The 19,001-nt window shown below is 43.1% G+C and carries 22 protein-coding genes and 1 pseudogene; 22 read left to right on the forward strand and 1 reads right to left on the reverse strand.

Going from position 1 to position 19,001, the window contains the following annotated elements; genetic code table 11:
• Positions 1-10: 10 nt before the first annotated feature.
• From CXIVA_RS09325 to CXIVA_RS09385, 13 genes are all read left to right on the forward strand, one after another.
• The gene (locus CXIVA_RS09325; RefSeq protein ID WP_158309838.1) at positions 11-1,051 is read left to right on the forward strand and encodes a DUF4297 domain-containing protein; all 1,041 of its coding nucleotides are present in this window, start codon (positions 11-13) and stop codon (positions 1,049-1,051) included.
• Positions 1,035-2,717, forward strand: a complete 1,683-nt coding sequence (locus tag CXIVA_RS09330; protein WP_013977775.1) for a hypothetical protein — start codon at positions 1,035-1,037, stop codon at positions 2,715-2,717. Before CXIVA_RS09325 ends, CXIVA_RS09330 begins: the two co-directional genes overlap by 17 nt.
• A 1-nt stretch (position 2,718) precedes the next feature.
• The gene (locus CXIVA_RS09335) at positions 2,719-3,054 is read left to right on the forward strand and encodes a hypothetical protein (RefSeq protein WP_013977776.1); all 336 of its coding nucleotides are present in this window, start codon (positions 2,719-2,721) and stop codon (positions 3,052-3,054) included.
• A gap of 36 nt (positions 3,055-3,090) precedes the next feature.
• The gene (locus tag CXIVA_RS09340) at positions 3,091-3,648 is read left to right on the forward strand and encodes an O-acetyl-ADP-ribose deacetylase (protein WP_013977777.1); all 558 of its coding nucleotides are present in this window, start codon (positions 3,091-3,093) and stop codon (positions 3,646-3,648) included.
• Between the two features lie 59 nt (positions 3,649-3,707).
• On the forward strand, positions 3,708-4,346 hold the full coding sequence (locus CXIVA_RS09345) for an NADAR domain-containing protein (protein ID WP_013977778.1): 639 nt from the start codon (positions 3,708-3,710) through the stop codon (positions 4,344-4,346).
• A gap of 6 nt (positions 4,347-4,352) precedes the next feature.
• Positions 4,353-4,607, forward strand: coding sequence for a hypothetical protein (locus CXIVA_RS09350; protein ID WP_013977779.1), 255 nt, complete (start codon positions 4,353-4,355; stop codon positions 4,605-4,607).
• A complete protein-coding gene (locus tag CXIVA_RS09355; RefSeq protein WP_013977780.1) occupies positions 4,607-5,527 on the forward strand; it encodes a restriction endonuclease in 921 nt (306 codons plus the stop codon). The genes CXIVA_RS09350 and CXIVA_RS09355 overlap by 1 nt, the downstream gene beginning before the upstream one ends.
• Positions 5,528-5,893: 366 nt before the next feature.
• Positions 5,894-6,538 carry a cyclase family protein gene (locus CXIVA_RS09360; protein WP_013977782.1) on the forward strand — a complete coding sequence of 215 codons (645 nt, stop codon included), beginning with the start codon at positions 5,894-5,896 and terminating at the stop codon, positions 6,536-6,538.
• Positions 6,539-7,053: 515 nt separating this feature from the next.
• Complete coding sequence (locus CXIVA_RS09365) at positions 7,054-7,827, forward strand: nuclear transport factor 2 family protein (RefSeq protein ID WP_013977783.1); 774 nt, start codon at positions 7,054-7,056, stop codon at positions 7,825-7,827.
• A gap of 21 nt (positions 7,828-7,848) precedes the next feature.
• Positions 7,849-8,325, forward strand: coding sequence for an Rrf2 family transcriptional regulator (locus CXIVA_RS09370; RefSeq protein ID WP_347475626.1), 477 nt, complete (start codon positions 7,849-7,851; stop codon positions 8,323-8,325).
• Between the two features lie 57 nt (positions 8,326-8,382).
• Entirely contained in the window at positions 8,383-9,003 is a 621-nt protein-coding gene (locus CXIVA_RS09375) for a 4Fe-4S binding protein (protein WP_013977785.1), read from the forward strand.
• A 16-nt stretch (positions 9,004-9,019) separates the two neighbouring features.
• The gene (locus tag CXIVA_RS09380) at positions 9,020-9,814 is read left to right on the forward strand and encodes a protein-ADP-ribose hydrolase (protein ID WP_041728896.1); all 795 of its coding nucleotides are present in this window, start codon (positions 9,020-9,022) and stop codon (positions 9,812-9,814) included.
• Positions 9,795-10,784, forward strand: a complete 990-nt coding sequence (locus tag CXIVA_RS09385; RefSeq protein ID WP_013977787.1) for a hypothetical protein — start codon at positions 9,795-9,797, stop codon at positions 10,782-10,784. Before CXIVA_RS09380 ends, CXIVA_RS09385 begins: the two co-directional genes overlap by 20 nt.
• A 68-nt stretch (positions 10,785-10,852) precedes the next feature.
• On the opposite strand, the gene CXIVA_RS09390 is transcribed toward CXIVA_RS09385, so the two are convergent.
• Positions 10,853-11,017: a hypothetical protein gene (locus tag CXIVA_RS09390; RefSeq protein WP_013977788.1), complete on the reverse strand. Its 165-nt coding sequence runs from the start codon at positions 11,015-11,017 to the stop codon at positions 10,853-10,855.
• A gap of 90 nt (positions 11,018-11,107) precedes the next feature.
• Between CXIVA_RS09390 and CXIVA_RS13500 the strand changes: the two genes are divergently transcribed.
• The 9 genes and pseudogenes from CXIVA_RS13500 (at position 11,108) to CXIVA_RS09430 (ending at position 18,877) form a co-directional block, all read left to right on the forward strand.
• Positions 11,108-11,848, forward strand: coding sequence for an acyl-CoA dehydrogenase (locus tag CXIVA_RS13500; RefSeq protein WP_148267810.1), 741 nt, complete (start codon positions 11,108-11,110; stop codon positions 11,846-11,848).
• A gap of 78 nt (positions 11,849-11,926) precedes the next feature.
• Complete coding sequence (locus tag CXIVA_RS09400) at positions 11,927-12,214, forward strand: transposase (RefSeq protein ID WP_013977790.1); 288 nt, start codon at positions 11,927-11,929, stop codon at positions 12,212-12,214.
• Between the two features lie 77 nt (positions 12,215-12,291).
• Positions 12,292-12,600: an IS3 family transposase gene (locus CXIVA_RS14505; protein WP_013977791.1), complete on the forward strand. Its 309-nt coding sequence runs from the start codon at positions 12,292-12,294 to the stop codon at positions 12,598-12,600.
• Between the two features lie 12 nt (positions 12,601-12,612).
• A pseudogene (locus CXIVA_RS14385) lies at positions 12,613-13,119 on the forward strand (IS3 family transposase); the annotation flags it as partial.
• Between the two features lie 66 nt (positions 13,120-13,185).
• Positions 13,186-14,355, forward strand: coding sequence for a hypothetical protein (locus tag CXIVA_RS09410; protein WP_013977793.1), 1,170 nt, complete (start codon positions 13,186-13,188; stop codon positions 14,353-14,355).
• A 19-nt stretch (positions 14,356-14,374) separates the two neighbouring features.
• Complete coding sequence (locus CXIVA_RS09415; RefSeq protein ID WP_041728908.1) at positions 14,375-14,611, forward strand: helix-turn-helix transcriptional regulator; 237 nt, start codon at positions 14,375-14,377, stop codon at positions 14,609-14,611.
• Between the two features lie 60 nt (positions 14,612-14,671).
• A complete protein-coding gene (locus CXIVA_RS14240; RefSeq protein ID WP_013977795.1) occupies positions 14,672-15,298 on the forward strand; it encodes a hypothetical protein in 627 nt (208 codons plus the stop codon).
• Between the two features lie 88 nt (positions 15,299-15,386).
• Complete coding sequence (locus tag CXIVA_RS09425) at positions 15,387-17,165, forward strand: DUF262 domain-containing protein (RefSeq protein WP_013977796.1); 1,779 nt, start codon at positions 15,387-15,389, stop codon at positions 17,163-17,165.
• Positions 17,166-17,206: 41 nt separating this feature from the next.
• Positions 17,207-18,877, forward strand: a complete 1,671-nt coding sequence (locus tag CXIVA_RS09430) for an AIPR family protein (RefSeq protein ID WP_013977797.1) — start codon at positions 17,207-17,209, stop codon at positions 18,875-18,877.
• Positions 18,878-19,001 lie beyond the last annotated feature (124 nt).

A 19,001-nucleotide genomic window follows, 5' to 3' on the forward strand; every position in this document is an offset into this window, starting at 1 on the left:
GTGGAACAGTTTGGACATTCCTGTTTACTACTTCTCTTTGCCGCATGATTTATCAGGCAGCAGGAGTAAAAACCGATTTCGAGCAGAGCTTTTGTGGGGCGTTAGTAAAATGCTTGACCTAATGGAAGGCGAGCAGGATTTTACTATGGTCTTTGATTATGCCTGTGATATTGAAATACATTACAAGGATGGCTTTGAGTTTTTTCAGATTAAGACGCATGGGCGCTGTAAGTCATATACCACAAAAAGGCTTACTAAAGTTGAGGGTGAAGGCTCGATTCTAGGCAAGCTGTATGTTCTCGCGAAAGGTGACTTAGCAAGAAGTGTCAGGGTCGCTGTTGTTAGTAATGTCCCATATAACTCAATGCCCGCCGATCAGTTAATCAATTGTTTTGTAAAGCTGCCTGAGAAGGATCAGAGGGAAATTGAGAAAGCACTTAAGAAGGAACTGAGTATAGATGATATCGATTTCACAAAGATATTTTATATTCAGACAAATATGGATCTAGAGCATCCGGATGATGCCGTTCGCGGTAAGTTAACCTTTGTCTTTGAGAAAATTAAGAAGTGTGAACCTACAAATCCAAATGCTCTTTACCGCCTAATCGTTGACACTGTTTCTGATAAAGCGTGTTATGAATATTCTGCTGATGATTATGAGGAAATTAAAAGATTAAAAGGCCTTTCAAGGAACCAGTTTGATGAATTACTGGACCTTCATGCAGAGAAATCAAAGACGGGATTTCAGGCGGCAGTCGAATACATCGAAAGTTTGCCTGGTGTTAAAGAACGAATGACTTATAAGCGATCATTGCCTAACGTTCTCAAGTTGTTGTCTACTTCTTGGAATATTAAAGAAATAGAAAAGGAAATATCCAGATTTCTCTTGGTACATGACGTTGGAGATACTGATAGCGCTATAGATTTATTGATTTCAAAATTCAATGATCGATTTCCGGTAGAAGTAAGTAGAGCAGATAGAGTCGTATTATATATTGTTATTCTTAAACGATATGAAGATGGAGTGTATGGATATGAAGATGACATTTAAGGAGTTATATCTTTTCTCCCCACAAGAAAAGAAGGCAAAGAGGATCTCTTTTGAAGAAGGAGTAAATGTCATTACTTCTAATCAGGAGGATGGCACTGACAGAGGTAAGTCTGTCGTTATGCGTAGTTTGTACCACGCCCTTGGTGCAGAAAGTCATTTTGAAACGAAATGGGACACAAAGAGCAAGATATATATCCTACATCTGTTTATCGATGGGAATGGGTATTATATTTATCGGTCTGCTGATTTATATAAATTTTTTGATGAGCATAAAAAACTTCTGTTTGTGTCTACACACAGCCACGAGTTGTCTGAAAAGATCAAAGAGTTTACTGGATTTGCAGTTATGTTACCGGGAAGGACAAGTGAGAAACTAGAGATAACCCCGCCAGTGTATAACTATTTACCGTTTTTCTTAGATCAGGATCATTATGATGGGAGCAAGTACTCATCATTCAAGAACCTACAGCAATATGCGAATTATAAAGACTCTGTGCTGTTTTATCATCTTGGGATATATGATGAATCGTATTTTGAGCTTGTAAGAACAAAAGAGGCGTTGTCAGAAGAATTCAGCGCTCATAAGTCGCGGCTTGATATGCTCCATGCAATGCAAAGTGATATAGAAAGTAGACTTGGAACAGGGGCCTATTCTACAGACATTGATGCATTACGTAAAGATGTCGAACTATATCGCAAAGAATACGCTGATGTGCTGTCAAAGCTTAATAAGTGCAAAGCGAGATTGGTTGATCTGAGAAATAGCTTGTTTGAATACGAAGCATTGCTTCATGAGATGAGCTCTCTTTCAGATGCCAATGAAAAAGAAATTAAACAGCTGATTGAACACAAGTGCCCAGAATGTGGATCCGTAATTACAGAAACTACTTCTTTAAGGAGCAAGCGGTACAACCTTGCTGAAGATATTGTAACAGTTAAAAACGAATTACAAGTCTCAATACAAAATGCTACGCAGGATATCGAAAAGGAAGAAAAGAAGTACCAGAGTCTGTTAGAGCAGCTGGCGGCATACGAGGCCAAAGTTAAAATCAATACCAAGCAGGCAGATGACATTATCCGATATAAAGGGTTATGTGAAATCCGTGAGGGAATCATAGCGGAACGTCATGACGTGTCTGATCTCATCGATGAAGAAGATGAGAAACTGAAGGAAATAGCTAAGGAAATAAGAAAATACGGAGAAAAGAAAAAACGTATTGAAGACAAATACTATGAACTACTGGTAACCGCAAGGACAAAGTTTGGGCTGAGTGAAATTGAGCCCGAAAAATTCAAGAAACTTACCAATAACTTTGTTGCTAGTGGAAGCAACAAAAATATAGCCACAGTAATATGGTATTTGGCAATCTTGAATTTGCGCCAGGAATTCAATCCCAATGCAATTGAATTCCCGATAGTGTTTGATAGCCCCAATAATGTTGAAACTGATAACGTGAAAAAACATGCATTGTTGCAGTACATTCTCGACAATGCAAGCGGCCCACAGCTTGTTCTTTCCAGCATTGGCTTTGATAAAACAGAGTTTACCACCAAAGGAAATATAAATGTTATTAAGTTGGAAAATGCAAAATACTCGTTGCTAGACGATCAGTCCTATACAGAGTACAAAAACATATTAGATGTATTGTGTGATGCGGAGATTTGATATGCAGGGACAGTATAAAGTCATCACCCTCTGCGGCAGTACCCGTTTCAAAGATGAGTTCATGGATGTCCAGAAGCTGCTGACGTTGGAAGGGAACATCGTAATCAGCGTCGGTCTCTTCGGCCATTCCGGCGACAATGAAGTCTGGGAGAACATGGACGAGGGTACGCTGACAAAGACAAAAGAAATGCTGGACGATATGCATAAACGCAAGATCGATATGGCTGATGAGATCTACGTCATCAATGTCGGCGGATATATCGGATCCAGCACCAGATCAGAGATCGAATACGCGCTGGCGAACGGAATGCCGGTCCGCTATTTGGAAGAAATATAGTTGTGTGCTGAGGGCACATGGGAGAGGAGGATCGCCATGAAACAGGGCAATACTGTTATCCGGACAATTCAAGGCGACATCACAAAGGTTGACTCTGTGGTGGCGATTGTAAACGCAGCAAATAAATCGCTTCTTGGCGGTGGTGGTGTCGATGGGGCTATTCATCGTGCTGCCGGGAAAGAACTGCTAGCGGAATGCCGGACATTGAATGGATGCGAAACCGGCGAGGCGAAGATTACAGGGGCTTATAACCTTCCCTGTAAATATATCATTCACACGGTCGGGCCAGTCTGGCACGGCGGCGGACATCGTGAAGCAGAGCTTCTTGCGAACTGTTATAAGAATTCCCTGCAGCTGGCAAAGGATCATGGTATCCGCAGCATTGCTTTTCCATCGATCTCTACGGGTGTGTATTCTTATCCTCTCGATGAAGCTGCTGATATTGCTGTTCGCACTGCAAGTGAGTTTGTAAGTGCTAATCCGGATGCAATTGATGAAATTATCTGGGTGCTTTTTGATGCCGGAACAAAAGCTGCTTATGACAAGGCTCTTGATGTATTAGACGCAGAGATATCAGTCGACGACATAGAATGAATCGGACAATGGAACAAATGATCCTGTGATGGTCGGTTTTTTCCATGAAAACGAGGCCTATGGGTGCTTCAGTAACTGGTATCCGGCCGAATTTGATTATGCTGGCAGAATGCTCACCTTATGACAAGAAATGGGAAATCGGTATTGATATCAACGATCCCGACAGGCTCGTTATTGCCAAGTGGAAAGGAAAGAATCTACTCGGCAGAATTCTGATGGAAGTTCGCGAGGAACTGCGTCAGGAAATCCAGTCCTCACCGCATGGAAAGGTGGAATATGTTGATGCTCGCGATCTGGAACCGATCAAAGAATGGAACATGACTGCCGGAGAACTCAAGCGGATACCGCAGTTCTATAATGCGATCCATGCGCATAGCGACACCTTAAGAGGGCATTGCGAGAGGGATGTATTCTATAATGGCTATTCTTTGTATGATTGGGAAGTTACTATGCGCACAAACATGGGCGGAGGCCTGCCGGTCATCGGATTCTACGAGATGAAGCAGGATGTGTATGATACCGTCCGCCGCTTGAAAGCACAGGATGTGACAAAGAAGCAGCGATTGGATTTCTGCACCAAGTACATACCGGTATTGGAGATGATCGACGCAGATCCAGACTTAAAAGAAGCCTGTGCAGATCATTCCATTTATAAGAATGACGATAAGCATGGGAGCCTGATCCATTTCCTCTATTGATACTTTATGGAAGATACCTACCAGAACGATATTGTGGTTCACAACTACGGTGATCTGGTGGAAACCGGAGGAATGAAGGATAAAGTAGCTGCTCCGGCAGAAGAGGATCTGAGGGCTCTTTCTGCAGAACAGGTACTGGGCTGTATAGTATGGCATTTTAGAAGAGATCATTTTGACAATGGATCTCTCATTCATAGCGGTATTGCCGAAGGACATATGCTTCGGATACTGAAGGTTTATTACGAGAAAGAGGTGAACTGATGGCCGTTCCAAAGTTTTTTGAGTTCTTTGAAGGATTCCTGAGAGCAACACAGGATGGAGAGTTGCATACAGCCAAGGAAGTCAGGGAGATCATAGCAAAAGAGATGAATATTTCAGATGCAGATCGTCTGGAGATGCTGCCCAGCGGAAAGCAGACCACATTTGCTAACCGAGTTGCATGGGCAAGGACATATCTCGATAAAGCCGGGCTGATAGAAACTCCTACCAGAGGAAAATACCGGATTACGGAAGCAGGTAAGAATGCGCTGACTTCCGGAGAAAAGATCGATCTGAAATATCTGGAGCGGTCTGACAAATTTAAAGAGTTTCATAAAGCGGCGACTTCCAAATCGGCAGAGGACACGGATCAAGATAATACGGAATCCGATGAGTCGCCCATGGAAACACTGGATGCCGCTTTCCAACAGGTCAATGCGACGCTTGCCAGCCAGCTCATGGACGAAGTGATGAAGCTTACTCCGAGCGAATTTGAACGGCTTGTGGTGAAACTTCTTCTCAAAATGGGCTATGGAAGCGGGATTGAAGAAGCTGGCATGGTTACACAGCCGTCCAATGATGGCGGAATCGATGGAATCATTAAGGAAGACCAGCTGGGCTTCAGCCATATTTATATTCAGGCTAAACAGTGGGCAGTGGATCAGACTGTAGGCAAACCGGAAATTCAGAAGTTTGTTGGTGCTCTGCAGGGGCAGCAGGCGCAGAAAGGCCTCTTTATTACAACAGCAAAGTTTTCAAGCGGAGCGTTACAGTTTGCTGATAATCTCCTTGGTGCAAAGGTTGTGCTGGTAGATGGAACTGCTCTCACAAAGCTGATGATTAAGCATAATGTCGGCGTATCTGTTGAGCATATCTATGAAGTTAAGAGATTAGACAGTGATTTCTTTGCTGAGGAATTGTGAATGAACGTCTGGGATTATAAGGATTGAATGGAAAGAAGACGTGAGTTATGCCATCTTGGATGGATTGATTTTTCAAAAAGTGAACGCAACAAGGTATTGAGCGTGCTGGATCTCCTGTCAGAGTCTAGCACGCTCGACGAGCTTGGAATTCGGCGTTTTATGGTATTATCTCACTAAGAGCAAGGCTCCGGAAGGATGCGTTCCTATCGGAGCCTTTGTCAATGGGAGATGAATATTTTTTGGTCTTTACTTGACACAAGCAGATGTTTTTGCGATAGGGTTGAGTTAGTGATTTGGATAACGCAGGGTTGTGACTGTGGTTTAGATGTCAGCGCGACAACTGGGATTTGTAAAGGAGTGTAATGAATGAGAGTGATTGACTTAACACATGTTATTGAAAGTACTATGCCTGTTTATCCGGGTACCGAACCACCAATCTTTGAATCGGCTAATACTTATGAGAAAGATGGGTTTAAGGAAACAAGAATATCTATGTTTACACATACAAGAACTCATATGGATCCGCCTGCTCACCTGTTTCGTGACAGGACTACATTGGATGCTTTTCTCCCGGACCAATTTATCGGAAAAGCGTTGGTGGTTGACTGCACTTCATTAAATGAAGGCGAGCCAATCACCATGGAGCATTTGCTGGCTTATGGAGAGAAGGTAAAAGATGCTGATTTCCTGTTGTTCTATCTTGGATGGGATGAACGTTGGGGCACGAAGGAATATTTTGGAGACTACCCATGTATCGATGATTCTGTTTTGGATCACATTCTTGATGGAAACTACAAAGGGATAGGATTTGATGTGATCGGTCTTGACCCTATTGCAGATGAAAACCTTACACGGCACAAAAAACTGTTTAAGAACAAGGATATTATCAACATAGAGAACCTATGCAATCTTGGGAAATGTGGATCTGAACTCTTTTGGTTCAGCTGCTTTCCGTTGAAGCTCGCGGATTGTGATGGGTCTCCTATACGTGCGGTTGCGTGGTTTGAGTAGCGCAAATTCCAGTTTGTAGACATGTTTGGGCAAACGAGGAAAAGGTGCGATAAGTTCGGGCAAGCGTGGATAGGGCAATTTTGACATTCACAATGTCCACTCTTGCCATATTGAGACGGTATGTTTGATGTCAAGGGTCGAAGGGAAGTAGGCGCGAAAGCTTAAGTATACTGCGGTTTCGGGCAATCGGGCAAATTTGGCATCGGACAGACAAAACGCTTCTCGGCAACTTATCCAAAGTAAAATCAGGTCAAAAAGTGTGAGAGTTGAGTTGCCACGATAGATGTCACTATGTTGAGTTGCCGAGTTAGATGTTGGGAAGTTGTGGCTGTGAGATAGATGTCAGAACTAATAATAAATTCCGGATGCATAGAAAGCGTCCGGAAAATTTTTTGGAAAAAATAGATGTAACCATTGACATTACACCTGCGGCGTGTTATATTATGATCACCAGATGAAACCATAGCGATTACAACCGATAAAAATATTAGTGACAATCTAAGGAGGATACCATCATGACAAACAAAGAAAAGGCGCTGGCACTTATCGGCACATTCGCAAACGGTGATACCGCAAAGGCAAAGGAGCTTCTTGCTCCCGGCTACATTCAGCACAACCTCGCTTATGGCACAGGCGCTGACGCTTTTGTAGGCAGCGTTGCCTATCTTGCATCCGCTCCCGTTAAGACTACGGTCAATAACATCCGTGCATTCGAGGATGGCGACAAGGTGTTCCTGCAGACTATATATAACTTCGCAGGAGCCGGAGAACAGGTCGCCTTTGACATCTTCCGTTTTGATGCTGATGGCAAGATTGCCGAGCATTGGGACAATCTCGCGGCCAAGGCAGAACCAAATCCGTCCGGTCATACGCAGATTGACGGCTACGATTCGCTGGAAGACCTCGATAAGACTGAGGAGAACCGTGATATCATCAAGAACTTCCTTCATGATGTAATGCAGGGCAAGGCTCCCGAAAAGACACCTTCCTACTTTGACGGTGACACCTATATTCAGCACAACACAGGAATTGCTGACGGCCTTTCCGGCCTCGGCGCTGCTCTGGAGGCACTTGGAAAGCAGGGCATTCAGATGATCTATGACAATATCCATCAGGTTCTTGCGCAGGGCAATTATGTACTGGCCGTTTCCGAGGGCACCTTTGGCGGAACTCCTACTTCCTACTACGATCTGTGGAGGGTTGAGAACGGTAAGGTGGCAGAGTACTGGGATGTCATGGAAACCATTGCTGATAAAGAGACATGGCAGAACCAGAACGGCAAATTCTAATGTAACCGTTGAAATTACAGCATGCGTGATGTAGAATGGCAGCCGGAGGTGGTTTATATGCAGATATCGAGCAGATTTACGGTGGCTTTACATATCTTCACCTGTGTGGATACGTTTAAGGATGAATATAAGGTTACGAGTGATTTTCTCGCGGGAAGTATAGGAACCAATCCGGTCATCATTCGAAAAATACTCACACAGCTGCAGAGTGCAGGGCTTATCACAGTAGCAAGGGGAACTGGCGGAATCTCGCCAACAAGAGAACTGTCGGATATATCCTTTTATGATGTATATCAGGCCATAGAGCCTGTTGAAGGCGGAGACTTATTTCGGTTTCATGAAAAACCGAGTCCGGAATGTCCGGTAGGACGAAACATCCATGCTCTTTTGGATGACAAGCTGAAAAACATTCAAAACGCTATGGAAGATGAAATGAAAAAGTACACCATAGCGGACTTGAGGACAGGAATGCAGGACATTCTGACAAAAGAAACCTGACAAAACGGGACTCCGGGACAGACAGCTTCGGGGTCTTTTTCTAAGGAGGCGTAAACCGTGACAGCAAAAGACTATCTTGACTATATAGTGAATGAAATACATCGAACAATTGTAGCCACTGTCGATGACGAGTGCCTTCCGGTGACGGCAGCAATCGATATGATGGACAGTGATGAAAATGGGCTGTATTTCCTTACTGCAAAGGGAAAAGGCTTTTATGACAGACTGAAGAAAAGAGAATTTCTTGCCCTGACTGCGATGAAAGGCGAGGATACCATGAGCAGCGTGGCTGTGTCTATCCGCGGAAAAGTTCGGGAGCTTGGATATGAGAGGATTCCGGAACTGTTCGAGAAAAATCCGTATATGCGTAAGATATATCCAACAGAGGAGTCTATGCATGCTCTGACGGTGTTTCAGATATATGAGGGCAGCGGGGAGTGGTTTGATCTTTCAAAGAAACCAATCGAGCGTGCCTCCTTTACATTCGGAGGAGCAGAGAAAAAGGCAGAGGGATATTTCATTACTGATGCCTGCATCGGCTGTGGAAGTTGTGCGGCAGTCTGTCCGCAGAACTGCATCATGACAGATAGTATTCCCTATGTGATCGAGCAGGAACACTGCCTGCATTGTGGGAACTGCATGACGGAATGTCCTGTAGGTGCGGTGGAAAGAAGGTAATCACATGAACGAGAAAATGACACAGAATCAGCGGCTGGATTATCTCGTAGAGGAACTTAAAACAGATTCTGTTCAATATAAAGATTTGGAAACGCCTAAAGACACCGAAGGAAAACGACGCATTCTTCGGTCGCTTATGAACATCCGTATGCCGCGAAGGATGGACGAATCTGTTCTCCGCATTCAAGATGATTATCTGAAAGAGCGACTCCGTGAAAATGGGATCGTGGAGCTTTCGGACATTCCTGTGATACGTAACGGGCTTTCCATCTGGCAGGGTGATATCACAAGGCTAGCTGTGGATGCTATCGTAAACGCTGCGAATTCTCAGATGTTGGGCTGCTTTGTCCCGATGCACACCTGCATTGACAACTGCATTCACACTTTTGCCGGAGTCCAGCTTCGAGCAGAGTGCAGCAGGCAGATGAATCAGCTGAGGATCAAATACGGCAAAGATTATGAGCAGCCGACTGCTGTTCCAATGCTGACGGACGCCTATAATCTTCCTGCGAAAAAGGTAATTCATATCGTAGGCCCGATTGTGCAATACAAGCTGACGCCGGAACTGGAGAAGGAACTGACAGACTGTTACCTGAATACCTTGGATATGTGTCTTGTTAATAATTTGAGAAGCGTGGCATTCTGCTGTATTTCTACAGGCGTATTTCATTTTCCGAACAAGCGGGCAGCTCAGATTGCCGTCAGCGCCGTAGACAGCTGGCTCTCACAACATCCGGGTGCTATGGAAAGGGTGATCTTTAATGTTTTTAAGGACGAGGATAAAAAATACTATGAAGAACTTATACGATGAAATGCCGAACGGTTATCAGGAGAGCATTCAAAAGGGACTCAGTGCGGTGCGTTATTTCAGCAGAAATATGACATTCGAAACAGGTTCTAAGGAGGAACGACTCTCTGGATTAAAGAAAGAGATCGAAGAGGCAGATGCTATTGTGGTCGGAGCGGGTGCCGGACTTTCTACTTCCGCCGGACTAACCTATAGCGGAGAGAGATTTGAAAGGTACTTCTTTGATTTTGCAAGAAAGTACGGCATCCAGGATATGTATTCCGGCGGTTTCTATCCCTTCCCCGATGAAGAAACACGCTGGGCGTGGTGGGCAAGGCATATCTATTTCAACCGATATATTGATGCACCGAAGCCTGTCTATAGGGAACTGCTCTCACTTGTGAAAGATAAGGATTATTTTGTTGTTACAACGAATGTAGATCATCAGTTTCAGAGAGCAGGATTCGATAAAAGGCGTCTGTTCTACACCCAAGGAGACTATGGACTTTTCCAGAGCGCCAATTCATCCATGCAGAAAACCTATGATAATGAAGAATGGGTAATGAAAGCAATGGAGGCTCAGGGGTTCAGAAGGGACGAGAATGGGGTGTTTCAGGTTCCGGAAAGTGATGAACTGAAAATGAAGATTCCGGTATCGCTCATTCCGAAATGTCCAGATGATGGTTCGGATGTTACTATGAATCTTCGTGCGGATGATTCCTTTGTCGAGGATGAAGGGTGGCACAGAGCGTCTGCGGCATATGCGGACTTCCTGCTTAAGACTAAGAATCTTCAGGTGCTTTATCTGGAGCTTGGCGTAGGAGCCAATACACCTGTCATTGTGAAGTATCCGTTCTGGCAAATGACGATGACAAATGAAAAGGCAGTGTATGTCTGCATCAATTATGGTGAGGCATTTTGTCCGAGCGAAATTGCAAACAGAAGCATCTGCATTGATGGGGATATTGGTGATGTGTTTGCGAAGATGAAATAAAGACAGGGCTTTAAAAGAAAAATCAGGCTCCTCACTACTGATTAGGTTCAGTGGCAAGGAGCCTTGTCTTATGCTTCGATGTCGATTGTGGTGCCGGACTTGAATTCCACGGTGAAGTGGTCGGCGAAGATGGTGATTTTCTCGATGAGCTTTTTGACCAGAGCCTCATCAAACTCTGTGATGTCGGTTTCCTGACCGACGATGAAGTCCTGTAGCTCCTTGATCCGGTTCATGGCTTCTTCCAGGTGGTGGCTGTCAAGCTCGGATTGTTCTTTTTGGTCGCGCAGCCGGAAAATCTCATCGGCGATGGCGTCATAGGAATCATGATGGAAGAGTTGTCCAAAGAAAGCTATACTTTCGCTTTACTGGCAATGATCGAGAATGTGTTCATCAGAGGAATGATGGAAGGCTGCACACCGGAGCAGATCAAGAAGTATGTTGTTCCTACAATGAAAGGAGAGAAACTTTTGGCACTCGCACTGAACGAAGCGCCGGGTGCTCTGTTCTTTGACGGTTATTCAACCAAGGCAGTACGTGACGGAGATAATTGGATCATTAACGGAAATAAGTGCTTCATCACTCTTGGTGATGTAACTGACTATTATATCGTGATCGCAAGAACGGGTGAGCCGGTCAATCCACTGACAGGAGAAGGGCTTGTTTCATTCATAGTTCCTGCTGATGCTGAAGGTATTTCTGTCGGCCACATTGAAAAGAAGGTTGGCTGGAAAGGCAGCCATACAGGAACTGTTTATTTTGAGAATGTCAAGGTATCTGATGCAGACAGAACACTGGCACCGCTCTTTGTTGTCGGAGCAAACTTCATGGGGGCTTTGTATGCTGCATGTGATCTCGGCGGCGCTGAAAAGTGTATCGAGCTGACAGCAGCTTTCCTGAAGGGCAGGATTCAGGAAGGGGGCCTTTCTGTCTGGGACGCACATGAATCAATAAGAAATAAGGTAGCAGAACTCGAAGTCAAGGTAAGAGTTCTCAAAATGGCTGTCTATAGCTTCCTTCAGGACTTTTCCAACGGAGAGCCGAATTTTGTTGGTACTAGAATATAAATAGTGCAAGTCAAAATGAGAAAGTCCCAAATAGACAATACATGATACAATAGAAACATCGTACTGGAGGAGGATCTCATGATGGCAAGGCAACATGACAAACAGTTCAAACTGGATGCAGTCCAGTATTATTTCGAACACAAGGAGCTAGGTGTTCGTGGCTGTGCCCAAAATCTCGGTGTAGGTTACAGCACCCTGACAAGATGGCTGAGGGAGTTCCGGGAGTCTGGCGATATTACTGTTCGTGGTTCCGGTAATTACGCCTCCGATGAGCAGAAAGAAATCGCTCGTCTGAAACGTGAACTCCGTGATGCCAAAGATGCACTTGATGTACTAAAAAAAGCAATCAGCATTCTGGGAAAATAACAGAAGCTATTTATCTCGGGGTTTCTAAAAAGACGGAAGCTGCCAGAAAACAGGGCCGCCGGGTTTCCGTCTCCGGAATGCTGAAATACTTAGGCGTTTCACGGTCAGGATATCGTTCCTGGCTGAACCGTACTCCTTCTGATACAGAAAAACGCAGGGAATACATAAAAAGAAAAATACAGGATATTTATGAGGAATCGAAGCAAAACTACGGAGCCCCTAAAATAACAAAAAAACTACGTCAGAGGGGAGAGATCATCTCAGAACGTACCGTTGGAAAATGTATGAGGGAAATGGGGATCAAAGCCCAATGGGTGAAACCATGGACCATCACTACCATAGACTCTGATTTGAGTTACGAACTGAAAAACCTCCTGGATGAATAGTTTAGCCCTGATCGTCCCAATGCGGTATGGTGCAGTGATATCACGTATATCTGGACGGTCGATGGCTTTGTCTATCTGACAAGTATTATGGACCTGTTTTCCAGCAAGATTATTGCCTGGACACTTAGCAAGACATTAGAGGTATCCTGTGTGATTGATACCATCAACAAAGCGAAAGCCAAACGGAACACAGAGCTTCCATTGATTATCCACAGTGACAGAGGAAGTCAGTATGTATCTAAGGCATATCGAGATGCTACTGTAAAAATGCAGCGTAGCTACTCGAAAAAGGCTTTTCCCTGGGATAATGCATGCATTGAAGCATTTCATGCACTGATCAAACGGGAATGGCTGAATCGTTTTAAAATACGTGATTATCAGCAGGCATATCGTCTGGTATTTGAGTATATCGAAGCCTTTTATAATACCAAACGTATTCATAGCCATTGCGATTATATGTCACCGGATGACTTTGAAAAGCTATACGAGCAGACAGACGAACTGCTCTTAGTAAGTTAAGATAAGGATAAATTTCTCATTTTAACTTGTGCTAAATCTTGACATAGGACCAATCAAAAGATAGAGTTGCTTGTAAAAAGGAAAAAAGAGCTTCAGCAACAGGCAGATGGATTATCGATAGAAGATGCGGAACAGAAACTTTCTGAGACACTTCGTCAAGCCGATGAAATAGAAGCGAAGATTGTAAAGACTACTGAAAGAAGCCGGATACTTCTGAAGCAGATATATCAGGTGAGTGCCCAGCTTGAGGAAGCTCAGTTTGCTGGAGAACGTTATCATGCACTCGAGTCACAGTATTCTTCTGATTTGAAGAGGCTCGAATTCATTATAGACGGGAAGTTAAAGGAGAAGAAGATTGTTCCGCCATCCAATTGCCCGTATTGCGGTCAGGCATTGGAGAATGTTCCAAGCGTCGAAGAAAATTACATCGAGACAGCGGAAATTGAATACAATAAAATTAAACTGCACTTAAGCGATCTACAGACAGTTATCAGAGATAACGATACAAAGATTGATAAACTAAAAGATCAGCTATATGGGCTTGACGAGGAGAACGGATACATCGAATATAAAATTAATGATGAGTTAAAATTGGCTGCAGCTGATTTACAGAAGAAGATTGTCTTGTTCCAGGACGTTATCGATATGCAAAAGGAGTTGTATGCAATTGATAAGATGTCTGCCGAGCTTAATACGGATGCCTATAAAAAGGAGAACGAAGAGGACTTTAGCATACGGACATATAATGGTCGAGATTCGCTGACTCCCGAGACGTGGAAGGAGCTGAGCACTTCGCTTAACCAGATGATAAAAGAATGTGGGTACCCAGGAGATCCTGAATCAAGATTGAATAAGGATACTGCTGATGTTATCGTCGGAGCAAAATATAAGAAAAACGAGGGCAAGGGATACCGTGCGTATCTGAATACGATAATGCTGTTTAACCTGATGAAGTATTTTGAACGTAAGGCGGAATATGCTCCACATCTTCTGATTCTGGATTCACCAATTTTGTCGCTGAAGGAGAAAAAGTACGATATCTCTGAGAAGGAAGCTGCAACGAAGGGAATGAGGCATTCACTATTTCAGTACATGGTTGATAACTGCTGGGAAAACCAGGTAATCATCGTGGAAAATGAGATACCAGAAGATGTGGATTACAAAGACAGCTACATTCAGGAATTTTCTAAGGATGAGAAGAATGGAAGATGCGGTTTTTTGGAATCAGAACATTGATAAATACGGGGTTACAGAGATGAAAAAACGAGTAAGTTATAATAAGCTTTGGAAATTGCTGATAGACCGAGGTCTGAAGCGCACTGATTTGAAGGAACTCTGTGGGATAAGTTCGGCATCGATTGCGAAAATGGGTAAAAATGAAAATATGACCACTGGAGTCTTGGCGAAAATCTGTACAGGACTGCAATGCGACGTATCGGATATTATGGAGATGGTGCCAGAAGATGATGCTTCGAGCGAAAAGGTACGGTAAAGAGATTACAAAAGCATATATGAATGATGAGAACAAGTGAAAAAAGGAGTACATATCCTTATGTGTAAGCTAATAGACATTACAAGCGTACCGGTTGAACCTTTTCTAGACTTGCTTTTGCAAGATAAATCCACCAAGAAGAATATAATCTGGGCGACAGACACTTATCAAGGCTACGGACATGGATTTTCCGATAAGGAGCAAATAAATAAAAAACTGCTTTTGCTGCATGCAGACATTATCAAACCGCGAATCCAGAAGTCCCAGGAAGAACAGGCAGCCAGGACGCGGAAAAAAGCCGAGGTCTTCACACCGAAACGTGTGGTAAAAGAAATGGTGGATATGCTTGAGAAAGAGAACCCGGGCTGCTTTGACGATCCGGATGCTACGTTTGCGGATCTTTATATGAAGTCCGGTATGTATATCACGGAGATCGTGACAAGGCTATTTCAGAGCAGTAGAATGAAGGTACTGTTCCCGGATGATGCAGAGAGATTGAATCATATTTTTGCTAAGCAGGTATACGGGTGTGCTCCTACAGAGATCATCTATCGGATCTGCCTCCGCTATATCTTAGGCTTCAGTGATGAGATCAAGATAGAGAAAAATAATATCAAGCTGTGCGATACGCTTGAATATGCCAAGGATGGGACGTTAGAAGAGAATCTGGAAAAATTGTTTGGCTGATGTATTAACGAGATTATATACATATGCCAAAATTCGTCAGAGGTATTTAAGGCTGGTGAATTAGAAAATAGGAAGGACAACGCATCAAATGAAAACCAACGACAGACAACTAACTGAGCTTATGAAGGAAGTGGATAATGGTGCAGCTCAGCTGCCGGACTTCCAGCGAGGATGGGTGTGGGATGATGGTCGCATCCGCGCGCTGATATTAAGTGTCATCCATAATTTCCCGGTAGGAGCGGCGATGTTTTTAGAATACGGGAACGAGAGCATTCACTTCAAGCATAAGCCGATTGAAGGCTCACCAGCGAGTCCGGAAACACAGCCTGATGAATTGATCCTTGACGGGCAGCAAAGACTTACTTCTTTGTACAATGCCCTCTACAGCAAAAATCCGGTCCATACAAAAACGGACAAGGGAAAAGCGATTGATCGCTACTATTATCTCAATATCGAAAAGGCTCTTGACCCAGGAGCTGATGATGAGGAAATCGTATTTTCTGTTCCTGCCAGCAAGCAGATCACTTCAGATTTTGGACGGAAGGTTGATATGGATCTTTCGACCAGGGATCAGGAATATAAACTGAAGATGTTCCCACTGAATATCATCTTGGACACATCGGAGGAGCAGAATTGGCAGAACAGCTACTTTGCTTATCATGAATATAACCCAGAAGTGATAAAGGAATTTACAGAGCTATTTTCAAAGGTAATCAACCCGACACAGCAGTACCAGATGCCGGTAATACTTTTGGATAAGACCACTCCGAAAGAAGCGGTATGCCAGGTCTTTGAGAATGTCAATACAGGGGGCGTTTCGCTGACGGTGTTCGAACTTGTCACGGCAATCTTTGCCATGGATGACTTTCAGCTAAGAAAAGACTGGGAAGACCGGAGAGAAAAATACTTCTCTGGAGATCTGCTTTCAAAGGTAACAGCAACGGATTTCTTGACTGCTCTTACCCTGCTTTCTTCCTATAAGAAAGGCGGAACCGTAAGCTGTAAAAAGAAGGATGTGCTTGCACTTACGCTTCCAGAGTATCAAAAATATGCGGATGATCTCTGTGAGGGCTTTACACTTGCAGAGAAGTTGCTCAAGGAAGAACGCATATTCTCAAGCGCTGATTTGCCATACAGCACCCAGATGATACCGCTATCCGCTATTTGCACAGTGCTGATGGATGATAATCGGATACGCACAACAACTGTAAAAATCATGGTAAAGCAGTGGTACTGGTGCGGCGTCTTTGGTGAATTATACGGATCGGCAAATGAGACAAGATATGCAAATGATATCGTACAGGTCACGAAGTGGATAAATGATGGTGGAGAACTGCCGAAGACAGTGAAGGACTTCTACTTCAACCCAATGAGACTGCTAGGATTGCAGTCCCGTCAGTCTGCAGCATATAAAGGCGTGATGGCACTGATCTTGAAGAATCATGCCAGAGACTTTATCTCCGGCGCGGAAATGGATTTCTCAACTTTCTCTAATGAGAAGATTGACATTCATCATATATTCCCAAAAGATTACTGTATCAAAGCAGGATACGACAGATCAAAATGGAACAGTGTCCTAAATAAGACTCCACTTTCGGCAAGTAGTAATCGCGAAATCGGAGGGTACGCACCGTCTGTATATTTGGGCAGACTCGAGAAGAAAGGCTCTGTTTCGCCAGAGGATCTCGATGGATATGTGGAATCACACTGGATTGATCACGATTTTCTGCGCGCAGATGATTTCACGAACTTCATGGTTGATAGAGCCAGGAAGATTCTGAAGGCCATCGAGCAGATAACCGGGCGGACAATCTCTGGTAAGGATTCTGACGAAGTGAGACAGGCGTTTGGAGCCAGCCTTGACTAGCTCTTTTAATTATTCCAGATAATCTCTATGAGGTAGAAATAATGGCAAATGACATCAAAATGAGAAGAGTTACTAATAAGCTGCAGGAAGTTTTTCAGAATAAAGTGGATATGAGTGACTTGACAATGCCCAATGATAACCATTTTCTGACACGCACATTAGCGGGTTTAGCCTTGATGATGAAAAGTGGTTTGGATGTGGACAGCAGCTGCTCCCATATAACAGACAATTATCATGATATGGGAATTGATTCGATCTACCTGGATGAATCTCAAAAAATGCTTTTTCTAGTGCAAAGTAAATGGAGAAATGATGGCAAAGGTGGCGTTTCTCAGTCTGAAATGCATACGTTTGCTGACGGTGTAAGCAGAATAATAGATATGGACCTTGATGGGGCAAATCAAAAAATAATTGCGGAGAGGGATAACATAGAAGAAGCATTAACATCCTTCGGGTATCAGATTCAAGCAGTTTATATTCATACAGGTGATCAAAAAGTGAATGATTATGCTTTTAGGCCAATGAAAATATTACTTGATCATACAAACGATGAGGATAATGAAATATTAAAATTCGATGAGATTACTTTAAATGACATATATTCTTATTTTGCCAAAGGGCAAGGGCCTGAAGAAATTTCATTAGACGATGTAATGATATCAAATTGGGGGAAAATTTCTGAACCATACTCAGCTTATTATGGAACTATTTCAGCAGCAACTATAGGCGAATGGTATCAGGAATATGGAAATCTGTTGTTTGCAAAGAATATCAGATATTACAAAGGAAATACATCAGTTAATGACGGTATGGAGCAAGTTCTTCTTCATGAACCGGAAAATTTTATTTTTTATAACAATGGAATTAAAATACTTTGTAAGTCTGTAAAAAGGAAGCTAAAAAACGCAACAACAAATGAAACAGGCTTGTTTATGCTTGAAGGAGTCTCTCTTGTAAACGGAGCGCAAACAACTGGAACAATAGGACATGTATATTTAAACCATAAGGAACAAACCGTCAAAGCAAGAGTAATGATTCAGATTATCGATCTAAGTCAGGCAACTGATGAAGCAGCGGCGAGGATCACTAAGTTGTCAAATACTCAGAATAGAATTGAAAACCGGGATTTTGCTTCCATGGATCCGGTACAGGAAAAAATAAGACAGGATTTGAGCTTTGCACATTTTTCATATTTATATAAGAGTGGAGACGATATGACAGACCCGTCTTGCCAACTCACTTTTGATGAGGCTATTATTGCTATGGCGTGCCTGAACAGTGATATATCTTATTCTGCAACGGCAAAAAGAAATATTGGCGCTTTATCTGAAGATATTACTAAGCCACCTTATAAAGTCCTGATAAATGCAGGAATTAACACAAATGAATTATTGAACAGTGTTATGATTGTGAGATATGTAGACAAAGAATTGAGAAAGAGAAAGCAAGAGCTTTCTGGCAAAGAAAGGCTTGTTACAATACATGGAAATAGGTTTATTGCATATTGCGTATTACAGCAGCTGAAAAAGGATGTTAATTTTTCGGACAAGCCGCTATATGGAGAGCAATTACAAAATCGAACATACAAACTTGTGGATAGCCTGATTAAACCGATTACTGATTCTATAAAGGAAATATTCCCGGATTCATATCCGGCAAATATATTCAAAAATATCACAAAATGTAAGGATATTTACGAAAAAGTAAAATAATGTGGCAGGCATTGCCTGCTACATTATTTTGGAACAAAGGGAGCATGAAATTCTTTCTGTAATTTGGGGCCTTTCATGAGATGAGATATATCTGAATGGGAAAAACTTCCCTTCAGCACCTGTC

The organism is Clostridium sp. SY8519 (genome assembly GCF_000270305.1).
Lineage (GTDB): Bacteria > Bacillota > Clostridia > Lachnospirales > Lachnospiraceae > SY8519.

Excerpts from the sequence above, each read along its gene's own strand:
- CXIVA_RS09360 (WP_013977782.1), top strand. The coding sequence starts at position 5,894 with ATGAGAGTGATTGACTTAACACATGTTATTGAAAGTACTATGCCTGTT.
- CXIVA_RS09425 (WP_013977796.1), top strand. The coding sequence starts at position 15,387 with ATGAAAACCAACGACAGACAACTAACTGAGCTTATGAAGGAAGTGGAT.
- CXIVA_RS13500 (WP_148267810.1), top strand. The coding sequence starts at position 11,108 with ATGATGGAAGAGTTGTCCAAAGAAAGCTATACTTTCGCTTTACTGGCA.
- CXIVA_RS09365 (WP_013977783.1), top strand. The coding sequence starts at position 7,054 with ATGACAAACAAAGAAAAGGCGCTGGCACTTATCGGCACATTCGCAAAC.
- CXIVA_RS09400 (WP_013977790.1), top strand. The coding sequence starts at position 11,927 with ATGATGGCAAGGCAACATGACAAACAGTTCAAACTGGATGCAGTCCAG.
- CXIVA_RS14240 (WP_013977795.1), top strand. The coding sequence starts at position 14,672 with ATGTGTAAGCTAATAGACATTACAAGCGTACCGGTTGAACCTTTTCTA.
- CXIVA_RS09345 (WP_013977778.1), top strand. The coding sequence starts at position 3,708 with ATGGGTGCTTCAGTAACTGGTATCCGGCCGAATTTGATTATGCTGGCA.
- CXIVA_RS09430 (WP_013977797.1), top strand. The coding sequence starts at position 17,207 with ATGGCAAATGACATCAAAATGAGAAGAGTTACTAATAAGCTGCAGGAA.
- CXIVA_RS09350 (WP_013977779.1), top strand. The coding sequence starts at position 4,353 with ATGGAAGATACCTACCAGAACGATATTGTGGTTCACAACTACGGTGAT.
- CXIVA_RS14505 (WP_013977791.1), top strand. The coding sequence starts at position 12,292 with ATGCTGAAATACTTAGGCGTTTCACGGTCAGGATATCGTTCCTGGCTG.
- CXIVA_RS09415 (WP_041728908.1), top strand. The coding sequence starts at position 14,375 with ATGAAAAAACGAGTAAGTTATAATAAGCTTTGGAAATTGCTGATAGAC.
- CXIVA_RS09380 (WP_041728896.1), top strand. The coding sequence starts at position 9,020 with ATGACACAGAATCAGCGGCTGGATTATCTCGTAGAGGAACTTAAAACA.
- CXIVA_RS09340 (WP_013977777.1), top strand. The coding sequence starts at position 3,091 with ATGAAACAGGGCAATACTGTTATCCGGACAATTCAAGGCGACATCACA.
- CXIVA_RS09385 (WP_013977787.1), top strand. The coding sequence starts at position 9,795 with ATGAAGAACTTATACGATGAAATGCCGAACGGTTATCAGGAGAGCATT.
- CXIVA_RS09355 (WP_013977780.1), top strand. The coding sequence starts at position 4,607 with ATGGCCGTTCCAAAGTTTTTTGAGTTCTTTGAAGGATTCCTGAGAGCA.
- CXIVA_RS09390 (WP_013977788.1), bottom strand. The coding sequence starts at position 11,017 with ATGAACCGGATCAAGGAGCTACAGGACTTCATCGTCGGTCAGGAAACC.
- CXIVA_RS09330 (WP_013977775.1), top strand. The coding sequence starts at position 1,035 with ATGAAGATGACATTTAAGGAGTTATATCTTTTCTCCCCACAAGAAAAG.
- CXIVA_RS09335 (WP_013977776.1), top strand. The coding sequence starts at position 2,719 with ATGCAGGGACAGTATAAAGTCATCACCCTCTGCGGCAGTACCCGTTTC.
- CXIVA_RS09370 (WP_347475626.1), top strand. The coding sequence starts at position 7,849 with ATGCGTGATGTAGAATGGCAGCCGGAGGTGGTTTATATGCAGATATCG.